The sequence below is a fragment of the Roseateles violae genome (assembly GCF_030410485.1).
Classification (GTDB): domain Bacteria; phylum Pseudomonadota; class Gammaproteobacteria; order Burkholderiales; family Burkholderiaceae_C; genus Roseateles_D; species Roseateles_D violae.
Genome location: NZ_JAUHHC010000008.1, coordinates 15,881 through 31,189, shown reverse-complemented (window position 1 = coordinate 31,189; position 15,309 = coordinate 15,881). Strand labels below are relative to the sequence as shown.

Annotated in this window: 9 protein-coding genes; 6 read left to right on the top strand and 3 right to left on the bottom strand. The window is 68.3% G+C overall.

From position 1 onward, the window contains the following. The first annotated feature begins 51 nt into the window (after nucleotides 1–51). From QWJ38_RS23200 to QWJ38_RS23190, 3 genes are all read left to right on the top strand, one after another. Nucleotides 52–1,560 (top strand): aldehyde dehydrogenase, encoded by a 1,509-nt coding sequence (locus tag QWJ38_RS23200; protein ID WP_290361516.1) that lies wholly within the window; start codon nucleotides 52–54, stop codon nucleotides 1,558–1,560. Between the two features lie 146 nt (nucleotides 1,561–1,706). Continuing rightward, nucleotides 1,707–2,951, top strand: coding sequence for an alpha/beta hydrolase (locus QWJ38_RS23195; protein WP_290361515.1), 1,245 nt, complete (start codon nucleotides 1,707–1,709; stop codon nucleotides 2,949–2,951). Between the two features lie 8 nt (nucleotides 2,952–2,959). Continuing rightward, entirely contained in the window at nucleotides 2,960–4,162 is a 1,203-nt protein-coding gene (locus tag QWJ38_RS23190) for a M20 aminoacylase family protein (RefSeq protein ID WP_290361514.1), read from the top strand. Nucleotides 4,163–4,294: 132 nt separating this feature from the next. Here QWJ38_RS23190 and mdeB read toward each other — a convergent pair whose 3' ends face one another. The 3 genes from mdeB to QWJ38_RS23175 are packed head-to-tail and all read right to left on the bottom strand — an operon-like array spanning nucleotide 4,295 to nucleotide 10,003. Beyond that, entirely contained in the window at nucleotides 4,295–6,985 is a 2,691-nt protein-coding gene (mdeB, locus tag QWJ38_RS23185; protein ID WP_290361513.1) for an alpha-ketoglutarate dehydrogenase, read from the bottom strand. 18 nt (nucleotides 6,986–7,003) lie between these two features. Further along, nucleotides 7,004–8,143, bottom strand: a complete 1,140-nt coding sequence (locus QWJ38_RS23180) for an NAD(P)/FAD-dependent oxidoreductase (protein ID WP_290361512.1) — start codon at nucleotides 8,141–8,143, stop codon at nucleotides 7,004–7,006. Nucleotides 8,144–8,188: 45 nt separating this feature from the next. Further along, entirely contained in the window at nucleotides 8,189–10,003 is a 1,815-nt protein-coding gene (locus QWJ38_RS23175; RefSeq protein WP_290361511.1) for an aminopeptidase P family protein, read from the bottom strand. Here QWJ38_RS23175 and QWJ38_RS23170 point away from each other — a divergent pair. The 3 genes from QWJ38_RS23170 to QWJ38_RS23160 all read left to right on the top strand — a co-directional run bounded on the left by QWJ38_RS23170 (nucleotide 9,988) and on the right by QWJ38_RS23160 (nucleotide 15,261). After that, nucleotides 9,988–11,241 carry a helix-turn-helix domain-containing protein gene (locus QWJ38_RS23170; protein ID WP_290361510.1) on the top strand — a complete coding sequence of 418 codons (1,254 nt, stop codon included), beginning with the start codon at nucleotides 9,988–9,990 and terminating at the stop codon, nucleotides 11,239–11,241. The two genes, QWJ38_RS23175 and QWJ38_RS23170, sit on opposite strands and share 16 nt — an antisense overlap. Nucleotides 11,242–11,437: 196 nt before the next feature. Next, nucleotides 11,438–12,829, top strand: a complete 1,392-nt coding sequence (locus QWJ38_RS23165; protein WP_290361509.1) for an MFS transporter — start codon at nucleotides 11,438–11,440, stop codon at nucleotides 12,827–12,829. Nucleotides 12,830–12,957: 128 nt separating this feature from the next. Further along, nucleotides 12,958–15,261 carry a TonB-dependent receptor gene (locus tag QWJ38_RS23160; RefSeq protein ID WP_290361508.1) on the top strand — a complete coding sequence of 768 codons (2,304 nt, stop codon included), beginning with the start codon at nucleotides 12,958–12,960 and terminating at the stop codon, nucleotides 15,259–15,261. The last annotated feature ends 48 nt before the right edge of the window (nucleotides 15,262–15,309 follow it).

Genomic DNA, 15,309 nt, shown 5'->3' with positions numbered 1-15,309 from the left:
GCCTGCCGCTCTCCGATTTCCCCAATGCGATCCAGCAAGGATTTCTCGACCATGACTTCCACCGTTTCGCAGTCCTCGATCGACGAGGCCGCCGCTAGCCTCTCGCTGCCCTCGCGCGCCTTCATCGACGGTCGTTATCTGTCACCGGGGCAGGGCGCCGTGCACGCCAACCTCAATCCGGCCACCGGCCAGCCTTTCGGCGAGATCGAGTTCTACGGCGCGCGCGAGGTGGACCTCGCCGTGCAGGCCGCGCGCCGCGCCTTCAATGGCGGCGCATGGTCGCGTTGCGCGCCCGAGCAGCGCAAGGAAGTGCTGCTTCGGCTTGCCGCGCTGGTGCGCGAACATGCGCTGGAATTGGCCGTCATGGAGTCGATGGACAGCGGCAAGCCGATCAAGGACTGTCTGCACGAGATCGGCACCGAGGTGCCGAACTTCTTCCAGTGGTACGGTGAGCTGACGGACAAGCTGTTCGGCAAGGTGGTGCCCACCGGCGAAGGCACGACGGCCCTGATCGTCAACGAGCCGATCGGCGTCGTCGGGGCGGTCGTGCCCTGGAACTTCCCCCTGCTGATGGCCACCTGGAAGCTGGCACCGGCGCTGGCCGCGGGCTGCAGCGTGATCCTGAAGCCGGCGGAGCAGACGCCGCTGAGCGCCCTGCGCCTGGCCGAACTGGCCACGATGGCCGGCTTGCCCGACGGCGTGCTGAACGTGATCCCGGGCCTGGGCCCCAAGGTGGGCGAGCCCATAGGCCGACATCCCGGCATCGACGCGGTGAGCTTCACCGGCTCGAACGAGGTCGGCGCACTCTTCCTGATGTATTCGGCGCAGAGCAATATGAAGCCGGTCGGCCTGGAGATGGGCGGCAAGAGTCCGCTGATCGTGCTGGAGGATGCCGCCATCTCCGAGGACCTGATCGAGCAGGCGATCAATGCGGCGTTCTGGAACGGGGGGCAGAACTGCTCGGCCAATATGCGGCAGATCGTCCACCAATCGCGCAAGGCCGAGTTCCTCGACAAGATCCTGGCCCGGGTTGCCGGTCTGCGGGTCGGCGACCCGCTGGACCTCACCACCGAGATCGGACCCATGGTCTCGCAGGAGCAGCGCCGCCGCGTGCTGGGCTATATCGCGCAAGGGCGAGCCGACGGCGCACGCATTCTTGCGGGCGGCGACGCTGACGATCGAAGCGGCTTCTTCGTCCGCCCGACGGTGTTCGACGAAATGCGTCCGGAAATGTCGATCGCGCGCGAGGAGATCTTCGGTCCGGTGCTCGGTGTCTTCGGCGTCAAGTCGGTGGAGGAGGGGCTGTCGCTGGCCACCGATACCAACTACGGGCTGCACGCGAGCGTCTTCACCAGCGACATCGACCGGGCGCTGATGTTCGCCAAGCGCCTGCCCTGCGGCACGGTCTCGATCAATGGCTTCAGCGAGGGCGATGTGAAGACGCCGTTCGGCGGCTACCGCCGTTCCGGCTCCTTGGCCCGCGACAAGGGGGTCGAAGCGCTGCTGCAGTACACCCAGGTCAAGACAGTGTGGATACGCGCGCGGCCGGTCATGTCCTGAGCCCGGCGCTTCCAGGGCGCGCATACAGTTTCGGTGATGCGCCACCAAATATCTGTCCGGCGACCGGCTAAGGTCGTGGCTTTGCTGCCCCAGGCGCGAAGACGCCCCGGGCAGGTCCATGGAGCTAAGGGATCGAGGGACGCTGAATGATGCTGATTGCCGGCTGGCTGCTGCTGCTGCTTGGTGTGCTGTGGGCCGTGATGGGGTTGGCCGCGAGCTTTCGCGGGCGAGGCCGGGGCTTCCTGCTGCTGTACTGGGACAGCGTCGCCCTCGTCGGGACCGAGCTGACGTTTCCGCTCGTCGCGCTGATGGCAGTATCGACCAGCGTGCTGCTGCTGCTGGGAGCCGCGTCCACATCGGTCGGCCGGGCCGGCCTGTGGCTGAGCGCCGCCGCTGCGCTGATGATGGCGATCACGTTTCTGCGCGCCTTCGGCGATCGCCGCGTGATGCAGCGCGCGCTCGACGACGGGCTCGGCGATGCGGGCCAGTACCGCATCCCGCCGGAGCGAGCGGCCTGGATCGATCGCGCAACCGATTGGCGACGGCTGCTGCGCCCGATCAACTACGACACCTACGGCATCACGACCCGCCGCGACCTGGCCTACGGCCCGCACGGGCGCTTCAACACCCTTGACGTCCTGGCGCCCGCCGAGCGGGGGACGGCGCCGCTGCCGGTCCTGCTGCATCTGCACGGCGGCGGGCTCATGATCGGCGAGAAGAACAACGAGGCGCTGCCGCTGCTGTTGCACATAGCGCGCGCGGGCTGGATCGTCGTCACGATCAATTACCGACTGGCACCGACCAGCAAGTACCCCGCGCAACTCGAGGACACCAAGCGCGCGATCGCCTGGATCCGCGAGCACGCCAAGGAACTCGGCGCCGATGCGAGCTTCATCGCCGCGACTGGCGGCTCGGCCGGCGCCACGCTGGCGGCCCTCGCCGCGCTCACGGCGAACGACCAGCGCTACCAGCCGGGCTTCGAAGCGGCCGACACCTCGGTCCAGGCCGCCGTGCCCTTCTACGGCTCCTACGACCTCGTCAGCGCTGGCGCCTTGCCGCATCTGGAGGCGCATGTCTTCCCGCGCAGCCGGGCGGAGGATCCGCAGCTGTGGCGCGATGCCTCGGCCAGCTGCCTGGTGCGGCGCGACGCGCCGCCCTTCCTGATCTTCCACGGCAGCCACGATGCGCTGGCGCCGGTCGAAGACGCGCGCGCCTTTGCCGCGGCGCTGCGTGCCGCCTCCGCGGCGCCGGCCATCTACGCCGAGCAGTCCGGCGCGAAGCATGGCTTCGATGGCCAGTACTCGCTGCGGGCCGAGGCGGCCGTCGCGGCCACCCATCGCTTTCTCGAATCGGTCTACGCCAAGTCGCGTGCATCGGTCGCCGCGGCCTAGACATTGCAATGAGCACACGTTCGGCCGAAGTCCTGCGCGCCTTGACCGCGCGCAGTTCCGAATTCGTCGCGATCCGCCGCGACATCCATCGTTATCCCGAACTCCCTTTCGATGAGCACCGCACCAGCGAGCTCGTCGCCCGGCGTCTGCAGGCCTGGGGTTACGAGGTCGAGCGAGGACTCGGCGGAACGGGTGTGGTCGGGCGGCTGGTGCGCGGCCACGGTCACCGCCGGCTCGGCCTCCGCGCCGACATGGACGCGCTGCCGATCGACGAGACCAGCGGCGTGCCGCACGCGAGCTGCCATGCCGGCGTGATGCACGCCTGCGGCCACGACGGCCATACCGCGATGCTGCTTGCGGCCGCTGAATACCTGGCACGCGAAGGCCGTTTCGAGGGCACGTTGAACCTGATCTTCCAGCCCGCGGAAGAGGCTGGCGGCGGCGCGCTTCGCATGATGGACGATGGCCTGTTCGACAAATACCCCTGCGACGCCGTCTTCGCGATGCACAACCTGCCGGGCTTGCCCAGCGGACGTCTTGTGTTTCGCGAGGGCGCGACCGGTGCTTCGTCGGACTACGCCAGCGTCACGCTCACCGGCGTCGGCGGCCATGGCGCGATGCCGCACAAGGCGACCGACCCGCTGGTGGCCGCCGCCAGCATCGTGATGGCCTTGCAGACCATCGTCTCGCGCAATATCGATCCGCTGCAAATGGCAGTGGTGACGGTGGGCGCGCTCAACGCGGGCCGTGCCAACAACGTGATACCGCAGCAGGCGCAGCTGGAGATCAGCGTACGGGCGCTCGACCGCGCGGTGCGTGAGCGATTGCGCGAGCGGGTGTTGGCACTGGTGCAGGCCCAGGCCGAGAGCTACGAAGTGAAGGCCGCCATCGACTGGCGCCCCGGCTACTCGGTGCTGGTCAACACGGCCGAGGAGACGCAGCTTGCGCGCGAGGTGGGGATCGCGTTGCTCGGCGCCGAGTCCGTCGAGCTGCAAGGGGCGGCGCTGCCGGGCAGCGAGGACTTCGCCTTCATGCTCGAGCGGGTGCCCGGCAGCTACCTCTTCATCGGCAACGGCGATCGCCCGGGCTCGTGCATGGTGCACCATCCCGGCTACGACTTCGACGACCACAACGTGGCCATCGGCGGTGCCTACTGGGTCTGCCTGGCCGAGCGCTTTCTCGGCGACGGCAACTCCTCCCGGCAGCGCTGAGGGGATGCGGCCATTGCCGGTGCCTGCGTGTCTCCGGCACTTTCGCCTCGACGAGGCGGCCGGCCATCCGCAGAACCGGGCGCGGGCCGTCTTCTCGACGGCGTCCGGCCCCGTCGAACCGCTAGCCTTGGCTCAGACGCTCCACGAACTCGGCTGCTCGGCGGCCACGGCATAGCGCTCGATCGCCTCGGCGCAGCGCCGCGCGTCGATCAGGCCCTGCCGCTGCAGCGCCGCCAGCGCCGCGATGGCAATGTGCGTGCGGCTGACCTCGAAGAACTCGCGCAGTTCCTGGCGGGTGTCGCTGCGCCCGTAGCCGTCCGTGCCGAGCACGGTCAGCGGCGCATCTACATAGGACGCGATCAGTTGCGGCCAGGCGCGCACATAGTCGCTCGCCGCGATCACCGGCGCCGCGCCGTCCAGGCAGTTGGCGACATGGCTCCGCCGCGGCGCCGCCTCGGGATGCAGGCGGTTCCAGCGCTCGACCTCGCGCGCGTCGCGGGCCAGCTCGCTGAAGCTGGTGGCGCTCCAGACCTCGGCGGCCACGCCCCAGTCGTCCCGCAGCTGCCGCGCCGCCTCGATGACTTCGCGCAGGATGGCGCCCGAGCCGACCAGTCGCACGCGCGGCCCCGGCGCCTCCAGCCGGTCGAGGCGGTACAAGCCCTTGATCACCGACTCGTGCAGCTCCGGCGCGAGGCTCGGCTGCGCGTAGCTCTCGTTCATCAAGGTGATGTAGTAGAAGACATCGTCCTGCGACTCCAGCATCTGGCGCGCCCCGTGATCGAGGATGACGGCCAGCTCGCCGGCAAAGCAGGGGTCGTAGACGCGGCAGCTCGGCACCATCGCCGCCTGTACGACGCTGGAGCCGTCCTGGTGCTGCAGCCCTTCGCCACCCAGGGTCGTGCGCCCCGAGGTGGCGCCGAGCAGGAAGCCGCGCGCGCGCTGGTCGGCGGCGGCCCAGATCAGATCGCCGACGCGCTGGAAGCCGAACATCGAGTAGTAGATGTAGAAGGGCAGCATCGCCAGCCCGTGCACCGAATAGCTGGTGGCGGCGGCGGTCCAGCTGCTCAGCGCGCCCGCCTCGCTGATGCCTTCCTCGAGAATCTGGCCGTCGCGCGCCTCCCGGTAGCTCAGCATCGAGCCGATGTCCTCGGGCTCGTAGGTCTGGCCGACGGCGGAGTAGATGCCCACCTGCTTGAAGAGATTGGCCATGCCGAAGGTGCGCGCCTCGTCGGCGACGATGGGCACGACGCGCGGCCCGAGCTCGCCGTCCTTGAGCAGGCCGGTGAGCATGCGCACGAAGGCCATGGTCGTGCTCATCTCCTTGCCTTGCGCGTTGATCGCAAAGGCGGCATAGCGCTCGATCGCCGGCACGGCCAGCGGCCCGGCGGCGGCACTGCGCTGCGGCAGGCAGCCGCCCAGGGCCGCCCGGCGCTGGCGCAGGTACTGCATCTCGGGGCTGTCTTCGGCCGGCTTGTAGAACTGCAGCGACGCCACCTGCTCGTCGTCCAGCGGCAGTGCGAAGCGGTCGCGGAAGGCCAGCAGGTCCTCGCGCTCGAGCTTCTTCTGCTGGTGCGTGGTCATGCGGCCCTGGCCCGCCGTGCCCATGCCATAGCCCTTCTTGGTCTGTGCGAGGATCACGGTCGGCCGGCCCGTCGTCGACGCGGCGGCGAGATAGGCGGCATGGATCTTCACCAGATCGTGACCGCCGCGCTTGAGCAGGTCGATCTGCTGATCGCTCAGCCCTTCGACCAAGCTCTTCAGCCCTTCGTCGCGGCCGAAGAAGAACTGGCGGTTGTAGGCGCCGTCCTTGGCCGCGAAGGTCTGCAACTGCCCGTCGACCAGCTCGCCGAAGGCCTGCTGCAGCGCGCCACTGTCGTCGCGGGCGAGCAGACCGTCCCAGTCGCTGCCCCACAGCAGCTTGATCACGCGCCAGCCGGCGCCGGCGAACAGGGTCTCGAGCTCGTCCACGATGCGGCCGTTGCCGCGCACCGGGCCGTCCAGGCGCTGCAGATTGCAGTTGACGACCCAGACCAGATTGTCCAGCCGCTCGCGCGCCGCCAGCGTCAGCGCGCTGGTGCTCTCGGGCTCGTCCATCTCGCCGTCGCCAAAGACGCCCCAGACCTTGCGTCGCGCGTTGTCCTTCAGGCCGCGGTGCTCCAGATACCGCATGAAGCGCGCCTGATGGATGGACGAGATCGGCCCCAGCCCCATCGAGCCGGTCGGGAACTGCCAGAACCCGGGCATCAGCCAGGGATGGGGATAGCTCGAGAGCCCCGAGCTGCCAACACGCCTGGCGGCCAGTTCCTGGCGGTAATGGGACAGCTGCTGCTCGCTCAGCCGCCCTTCCAGGAAGGCCCGCGCATAGACGCCGGGCGCGGAGTGCGGCTGGAAGAACACCAGGTCGGAACCGGGGCCGTCGTCGCCGCCGCGAAAAAAGTGGTTGAAGCCGACCTCGAACAGGTCCGCGGCGCTCGCATAGCTGGCGATATGGCCGCCCAGTTCTCCATAGGCCTGGTTGGCCCGCACCACCATGGCCAGCGCATTCCAGCGCATGATCGAAGCCAGCCGCTCCTCGATCGCCAGCTCGCCGGGAAATGGCGCCTGCTGATCGATGCCGATGGAATTGAGGTACGGCGTGCCGGCACCGGGCGTCCAGGCGATCGCCGGCGTCTTGGCCCGCTCTGCGAGGCGATCAAGCAGGTAGCGCAGCCGGGATGGGCCCGCGGCGGCGAGCACGGAGTCCAGGGCCGCGAGCCACTCGGCTGTTTCCTGCGGGTCCTCGTCGACGGGCGCGGCAAGAAGAGAAGGCGAGGCGCTGTCCATGCTCGTTACCGTCGCCGGCTAGCGGGCCGCGCGCGCCAGGCCCGGCCGATCCGGCGAAAACGCTTCCCGGCTGACGCCCTGGGCGCGGATGTCGGCCGGGATGTCTTCGCCCAGCACCAGGGCCGCGGCGGTGCGCGCCATCGCGGGGGCGGTCTGGATGCCGTAGCCGCCCTGGCCGGCCAGCCAGAAGAAGCCGTCGGCGCCGGCGTCGAAGCCCAGCACCGGCGACTTGTCCGCCACGAAGCTCCGCAGGCCGGCCCAGGGCGTCGTCACCTTCGTGACCTGCAGCGTCGTCGCCCGCTCGAAGCGATCGACGGCCAGCGCGATGTCCATCTCGTCGGGCGCGGCATCGCAAGGCGCCATCGGGTCCTCGTTGGCCGGCGACACCAGCAGCTGCCCGGCATCGGGCTTGAAGTAGAACTGCTCGGACGCATCGACGACGGCCGGCCAGTGCGTGATGTCGTGGCCCTTTGGGGCGGGGATCATGAAGGCCGTGCGCCGCTTGGGCACCAGCCCGACGGGCGCGACGCCCGCCGCTCGGGCGACCTCGTCGGCCCAGGCACCGGCGGCATTGATCAGCAGGGGCGCCTCGTGAACGCCGGCGCGCGAGCTCACGCTCCAGCAGCCCGGCTTGCGCTCGAGCCGGGTCTCGCGAGCGCCCAGGACGATGGCCACGCCCTTGCGCCTGGCCACCCGCAAATAGCTCTGGTGCAGGGCCGCCACCTCGAGGTCGAAGCAGTCCTCTTCCAGCATCGATCCCGCCACCCATTCCCGGTTCAGGATGGGCAGCTGTTGCAGCGTCTCGTCGGCATCGAGGCGACGCATATGCCGGGTGTCCGGGGCGCTGCCGAGCTGATCCAGCTGTTGCAGCCCCTGCTGGCCCGCCACGATCAGGCAGGGCCGATGAATCATCAGCGGCACATCGACGAAGCCCTCGGGCGGCGTCTCCAGGAAGCTGCGGCTGGCGCGGGTCAGACCGCGTATCGTCGCGTTGCCGTAGCTCGCGAAAAACATGGCCGCCGATCGGCCGGTCGCATGCCGGCCGGGCTGGTCTTCCAGCTCGAGCAGGGTGACCTTGCAGCGGGTCGACAGCTCGGCGGCCAGCGAGGCGCCGGCCATGCCGGCACCGAGAATGATTACGTCTGAGGTGTTTGTCATGGGATCCAAGCGTGTTTGCGTGAGCGCCAGCGCCAGCGTCAGGCCTCAGAGCGGCCGGCAGGCCTGTTCGAGCCAGCGTGCCGTCGCTGTGGGGAGCAGCGGGGCCAGCTGGCCGAAGACGCTGCGGTGATAGTTGTCGATCCAGCTTCTTTCGCGGCGGCTCAGTTCTTCCGATCGGATGAGGCGGCGATCGATAGGCACCAGCGTCAGCGGCTCGAAGGCGAGCCAGCCCTCGCGGCCATCCTGGCCTTGGCAAGCCACGGTCAGATACAGGTTCTCGGTGCGGATCCCGTAATGGCCGTGCTTGTAGTAGCCGGGCTCGTTGGAGATCACCAGGCCCCCGATGAAGGGCTCGTCCACCGGACGGGTACCGCCGTCCCGGCCGATGAAGACCGGGCCCTCGTGAACCGACAGGAAGCTGCCGACGCCGTGACCGGTGCCGGTGGCATAGTCGATGCCCGACTGCCACAGGAACTGGCGCGCCAGCGCATCGACCTGCCCGCCTGTCGTCCCCGGCGGCAGCCTGCAGCAGGCGATCGCGATATGGCCCTTCAGCACCTCGGTGAAACGCAGGCGCATCTCCTCGCTCGGCTCGCCGATCGCCACCGTGCGCGTGACATCGGTCGTGCCATCGGGATACTGGGCGCCGGAATCCAGCAGGTACAGCTCGCCGCGAGCCAGGCTGCGCTCCTGTCCGGGCTTGGCGCAGTAATGGGCGAATGCGCCGCTGGGTCCCGCCGCCGAAATGGTCGGAAAGCTGAGATCGCGAAACTCCGGCGCCTCGGCGCGCAGCGCCAGCAGCTTTTCGGAGGCCTCGATCTCGGTCACGGTGCCGGCAGCGACGGCCTCCTCCAGCCAGTGGTAGAACCTCACCAGCGCCACGCCGTCGCGACGATGGGCCTGCCTCATGCCGATGATCTCGGCCTCGTTCTTGGCGGCACGCGGTCTTTCGCAGGGATCGCGTTGCCAGACGATCTCGGCAAGCTTCAAGGCGTCGAAGATGGCGACCGAGCATCCGCTGGGGCTCGCCGAAACGCGCTTGCGCGCAAGTGCGGCCAGGCTGGCGACCAGGGCCTCGTAATCGAGCATGCTGACGCCGGGCCCGAGATGGGACAGCAGTTCGGGCGAGCTCTTGGCCCGATCGACGAACAGCGTCGCCGTCGCGTCGGCATGCAGCAGAGCGAATGCGCGAACCACCGGCGTGTGGGCCACGTCGCTGCCGCGGATATTGAACAGCCAGGCCACCGAGTCCAGGGCGGTGATAACCGTCGCGTCGAGGCCCTGCTGACGCATCGCCTGGGCGATTGCCTCCCGCTTCGCTTGCGAGCTTTGGCCCGCATACTGCAGCGGATGCGGCGCAACGGCGGCGGCCGACATTTCAGGCCTGTCGGTCCAGAGCGCATCAACGAGGTTCGATGTGCAGGGGCGCAGCAGCACCCCGCGCTGCAGGCGCGACTGCATCGCGCTGAGCCATACCTGCGAGTGCAGCCAGGGATCGAACAGCACGGTCGAGCCATCGGGCGCATGGCGGTTCAACCAGTCGGAGAAATCGTGCCGGGGCGACAGCAGGCAGTCATACAGCGCGCTGTCGACCTCCCGGCCGACCTGCTCGACATAGCGGCCGTCGGTGAAGATTGCCGCCGCGTCTTCCAACACGACGGCGGTCGCCGCCGAACCTCTAAAACCGGTCAACCAGCGCAGCCGCTGCGCATGCTCCGGCACGTATTCGCTCATGTGCTCGTCGCTGATCGGCACCACGACACCGCTGGCACCCCGCTCGCGCATCAAGGTGCGCAGGCTTTGCAGCCGCTCGGCGGCAGTGGACGGATTCGATCGCGAGGGGCTTGCGGGATTGGGCATGCGATCGACTCTATCGACCGTCGACAAGGCGGCAATGGCCGCTCACCATCGATTTTTATGAGATCGCACGAAGCCGCAGGAGAACAGTAGTACAGTCCAGCCCGAGGCAATCGCATACATTTTGCGAAATCGATATGAAGACCAAGGCGACAGGCCGCCCGCTCTCATGGTGGGACCAGTTGGTGCAACCCGATGGCACCGAGCGCTTTTCCGAGATGCTCGAGCAACTCGATTTTGACGACCCGGCCTACCTGGCCGGCGCCGAACGAGGGGTCTTCAAGCGCTTTGCCCGGCGGGGCGTTCGTGTCTTCTTCGGTGGCATCGGGGGGAGCGGCTCCACCGATATTTGCCGCTATGACGGCGGCGTGGAGATCAGCGTCAACAACTGCGTGCTGCCGACGCTGCGCCGCCGCGTCACCGACGCCGACGAGGCGCTGATCTTTCTGCGCGCCACCCTTTGCTGCGACACCATCTATCGGGTCGAAGGCATGGCGCCGATGGTCTTCAATCGTCCGGAGCTGACCATGGTGTGCCTGCCCAAGGGGGTCAAGCTGACCATCGACGGGCGGGGCGGCTGCCGTCAGCAAGGCATCCTCGGCATCTTCCCTCCGTCCGCGCTGTCCGAGATCTTCGAGCTGTCGCCGCAGGATCTGCCGCCGCTGCTGCGGGCCGCCACGCTGGGCGAAGGTTCGCCGGGCCGCATCATCGCCTTGCCGCTGGACCACCGCGTGGCGAATCTGGTAGCGGACACGATAGACACGACGCTCGAAGGCGAGATGCGTGCGCTTCAGTACGCCGGCCGCCTGGCCGAACTGGTCGCTTATGCGCTGGATGCCGTCAAGCGCGATCCGGGCGTCCAGTCCAAGGGCCGGGGCGTCATGCGCTGGCGCGACGCCGATCTGGCCCAGTTGGCGCTCGAAAGGCTCAGTAAGGACTACCGCCAACCGCCGCGCTTCGACGTGTTGGCAAAGGACCTGGGTACCAACGCCAACAAGCTCCAGGCCTCGTTCAAGGGCGTGTTTGGCATGACGATGGCGCAGTATTGCCTGGAGCGCCGCATGCGCGAGGCCCAGCAGCTGCTGCTCGAAGGCAAGCTCAGCGTCGCCGAGATTGCCGACCGCGTCGGCTATGCCCACCAGAGCAACTTCTCGGCCGCCTTCACCGCCCATGTGGGCGACTCGCCGCGCGGCTACCGAAGGCATCGCGCCCCCATCAGTCTGGAGCTCGATCTGAGCTGAGCCGGTGGCTCTGCGGGTTTTCCAGCGGGCCAGTGCAATCGCATACGTTTTAAGTGCAGGGCGCCAATGCCGGTCCTCGCGCCGCTCGTAGGCTGTCGTCAGCCCGATTCTTGCGTTCATCCGCCCGAGTCGCGGCCGCCCTGCACAACATCACGCGCTCGGTGCTCGCGCCAAGCCCAACCCAACGAGAGAAGACATGTCCGTCGCCACCCCAACCGCGCCGTTCGACGCCAGCCCGCCCGCTGCGCTCGAGTCCACCCCCAAGGCCGCGTGGTACGCGCTCTTCGTGTTGACCATGGTGACGCTGTTCGCCTTCGTCGATCGCACCATCTTTGTGCTGCTGGCCGAGCCGATCAAGACCCGCCTCTCGATTTCGGACTTCCAGCTCGGCCTGCTGCAGGGCACCGGCATCGCGCTGTTCGCCAGTCTCGCGTCCTACCCGCTGGGCTGGCTGTCCGACCGCTTCGACCGGCGCGTCGTGCTCGGCGGCTGCGTGATCGTCTGGAGCCTGGCGGTGGTGGCTTGCGCGCTGTCGCAAACCTTCGAGCAGCTCTTCATCGCCAGCGCGATGGTCGGCGCCGGCGAGGCGGGTCTGGTGCCCGTCGTCTTCTCGATGATCCCGGATCTGTTTCCGGTCAAGCGACGCCAGCTCGCGAATTCGATCTTCGCGATCGCCGCGGCCTCCGCCGGCGGTCTTGCGCTGGCGATCAGCGGCCAGTTGGTCGCCCATGTCGATGCAGTGCGCCCGCTGCTGCCGGCGGCCCTGCAGGCCTGGGACGGCTGGCGGCTGAGCCTGCTGGGCGCGGCGTTGCCCGCGCCCTTGATGCTGCTGCTGATCGCGACCGTGAGGCTGCGCAAGCGCACCGCGGATTCGACGCCGGCTGCTGCAGTTGCCGCGGCCCAGCCGGACGAGCACGCGTCGGTGCGCCTGCTGCCCTTCATCCGCGAGAACTTCAGAACGGTGGTGTTCTTCCAGCTCGGCATCGCGACGGCCACGCTGGGCTTCGGCTCGATGGGCGCCTGGGTCAGCGTGATCCTGATGCGCGTGTACCACCGGACCGCGGAGCAGATCGGCTCGATCGTCGGCCCACTCACACTGTTGTCGACCGGTCTGGCCTTCCTGCTGAGCATCTACGTTGCGCGCCGCTTCGGCGAGCGCCATGGCGAAGCCCTGCCAGTGCGCGCGCTCTGGCTGTCATACCTCGTGGCGGCCCTCGCGAATCTCTCGCTGCTGTTCATCGACACGGTGGAACCGCTGTACGTCATCTCGACGCTGACCGGCATGCTGACCGGCGCGGCCGGCATGATGTATCCGACCGCCATCCAGAACATGGCACCGGCCCAATTGCGCGGGCGCCTGATCTCGATCCAGAGTGTCTGCTCGCTGATCTTCGGCGCGATCGCGGCGCCGGTCGTCGGGCTGGTGTCGGACGGCCTCGGCGATTCGCCGCGCAGCATCCTGATCGCGGCGATCAGCGTCTCGGTGCCGGCCTTGCTGCTCAGCGCCACGCTGCTGAGAGCCAGCGAGTCCACCTTCGCGAGGACGGTGGCGGCCGCACGACGCATCGAGGAGGCCGCTGCGCACTGATGCGCGCTTGCGGGCGCGGCATCGCGCCTGCACGCGTTGTTCGCATAAGTTTTTGACGGGAGTACGAACTCCCGGCCCGCCTTCGAAGCTTAGCCTTCCCAACAGGTTGCGATTCCGCGATCCGGTCGTTGCGCAAAGTCGATCAGCGAACCGTACACAAAAATGGAGACTGTTTCATGAGAGTGCCCGTCAAAGCCCACGGACGACATGCGCCGCGCGCTGTATTCGTCTGCACGGTAATTGCCGCCGCGATCGGCAGCGCCTATGCACAGACTGCCCCGGCGCCATCCAGCCCGGCGAGCGCTGCGGAGTCCGCCGGCTCGGCCAGCGCAACGGCCCGCCCGGGGAGCGAGGCGATCCAGGTGCTCGAAACCGTGACCGTGTCCGCCACGCGCCGCGCCGAACTGGTGCGCGATGTGCCGCTGGCCATCACCTCGCTGCCGGCCGAACGCCTGCAGGAGGTCGGCGCTAAGAGCCTGAACGACTACCTGCAGTCGGTGCCCGGCGTGGTGCTGCAGAACTCCAGCCTGCTGGACAACGGCGGCTTCATCATCATCCGCGGCATGACCACCGGCATCGACTCGCGCTCGCCGACCACCGTCTACATCGACGAGACGCCGCTGGCGGACGGCACGCCGTTCGACATCAATCTGCTTGACGTGAGCCGCTTCGAGGTGCTGCGCGGTCCGCAGGGAACTCTCTACGGCTCTTCGGCCATGGGCGGCATCGTCAAGTACCTGACCCAACAGCCGGATACCTCCGAGCTGTACGGCCGCGTCAACCTCGGCCTGTCCGGCACTGCGCACGGCGGCACCAACGGCATCGCCAGCGCCGTGATCAACGCGCCGCTCCGCGAGGACTTCGCCGCGCTGAGGGTCGCCGCGTTCGGGTCGCGCGACGGGGGCTATGTCGACGCCACCGGCGCAGCTGGCGGCAAGGATGTGAACAGCAAGAAAGCACGCGGCGGCCGGGTCGACCTGTCGCTGACGCCGACCAAGGAGTTCAGCGTCCGCCTGAACGCGATGACTCAGACGCGCGAGAGCGATGGCGGCAACCGCGTTGTCTACGACCTTAAGACGCAAAAGCCCCTGGCCGGCGACCTGGTCTATACCGAGCTGGGCGTCAAGGAGCCGCGCGAGGGCTCGCGCGACCTGTACTCGGCCACCCTCGAATACGACTTCGGCTGGGCACGCCTGAGCTCCGTCACGTCCCATCAGACCGTCAAGGACATCAGCCGGGTCGACCTGACGCCGCTGGGCACGCTGTTGCTTGGCGCGACCAACGCCTACGCCGATTCGGACGTGCGCAACCGCAAGACGACACAGGAATTCCGGCTGGTCTCGCAGACGCCCGGGGCGATTCAATGGCTGGTCGGCGCGTTCTTCGACCGTTTCGATCTGAGCACCCAGTCGACCGTCTCCGCCACCGGCGGCCCGATCCCCGGCGCACTGACGATCGATGGTGCCGAGCGCGACTATCGCGAATCGGCGCTGTACGGCAACGTTACCTGGAATGCCACCCAGGATCTGGCGCTGACCGCCGGCCTGCGCCTGGCGCGCTACAAGCAGAAGGACACGGTCAAGCAGGACGGCCTGCTGGTCGGTCCGCAGCCGCAGCGCACCGTCGAATTCAGCGAGTCGCCGGAAACCTATCTGCTGGCCGCCAAGTACCGCCTGACCCCGCGCAGCAACCTCTATGCGCGCGCAGCCAGCGGCTATCGCCCCGGCGGCGTCAACAACAACGCCGTCGACCCGCTCACCGGTCAGCCGATTCCGGGCGTGCCCTCGAGCTATGGCACCGACAGTGTGTGGAGCTACGAGGCGGGCTACAAGCTGAGCCTGCCGGACAGCGGCACGAGCTTCGAGGTGGCGCTCTTCCAGACCGATTGGAATGACCTCCAGCAGTCCACCACGGTCAACTCGGTGACCTTCGGCACCAACCTGGGCAAGGCGCGCATTCGCGGCATCGAGTTCTCCGGCGGTCTGCAGCCGCTTCGTCACCTCACGCTCGGCGGCTCGGTCTCCCTGCTCGATCCCAAGCTGCTGACCGACTCGCCTGGGCTGCAGGCCAAGTCGGGCGATCGCTTGCCCAATACGCCCAAGGTGGCGGCCACGCTGGGCGCCCGCTATGCGTTCGAGGTGGCCGGTCATCCCGCGTTCAGCGGACTGGGCGTCACCTACCAGGGCGAGCGCAATTCCGGCTTCCCGGATTCCGTCGCGCCGCCCAACTACAAGCTGCCCTCGTTCACGCAGGTCGATCTCTCGGGCGGGGTCTCCTTCGGCAAGGTCGGCGTCAACCTCTACATTCGCAACCTGACCGACAAACGGGGACAGCTCGGCGCCAGCACCGGCGACGCGCCAGCCCTGGGCCGCACCTATGTGTTCGTGACCGATCCACGCACCATCGGCCTCGACGTGTCGGTCCCGTTCTGAGCCGGCATGCGGTAGCGCGCGGCCGGCCGTCGGGCTCGGCCTCTCGCC

What these genes read in the sequence shown, in the direction of transcription:
- mdeB (WP_290361513.1), bottom strand. Translation starts at nt 6,985, where the DNA reads ATGGACAGCGCCTCGCCTTCTCTTCTTGCCGCGCCCGTCGACGAGGAC.
- QWJ38_RS23180 (WP_290361512.1), bottom strand. Translation starts at nt 8,143, where the DNA reads ATGACAAACACCTCAGACGTAATCATTCTCGGTGCCGGCATGGCCGGC.
- QWJ38_RS23195 (WP_290361515.1), top strand. Translation starts at nt 1,707, where the DNA reads ATGATGCTGATTGCCGGCTGGCTGCTGCTGCTGCTTGGTGTGCTGTGG.
- QWJ38_RS23165 (WP_290361509.1), top strand. Translation starts at nt 11,438, where the DNA reads ATGTCCGTCGCCACCCCAACCGCGCCGTTCGACGCCAGCCCGCCCGCT.
- QWJ38_RS23190 (WP_290361514.1), top strand. Translation starts at nt 2,960, where the DNA reads ATGAGCACACGTTCGGCCGAAGTCCTGCGCGCCTTGACCGCGCGCAGT.
- QWJ38_RS23200 (WP_290361516.1), top strand. Translation starts at nt 52, where the DNA reads ATGACTTCCACCGTTTCGCAGTCCTCGATCGACGAGGCCGCCGCTAGC.
- QWJ38_RS23175 (WP_290361511.1), bottom strand. Translation starts at nt 10,003, where the DNA reads ATGCCCAATCCCGCAAGCCCCTCGCGATCGAATCCGTCCACTGCCGCC.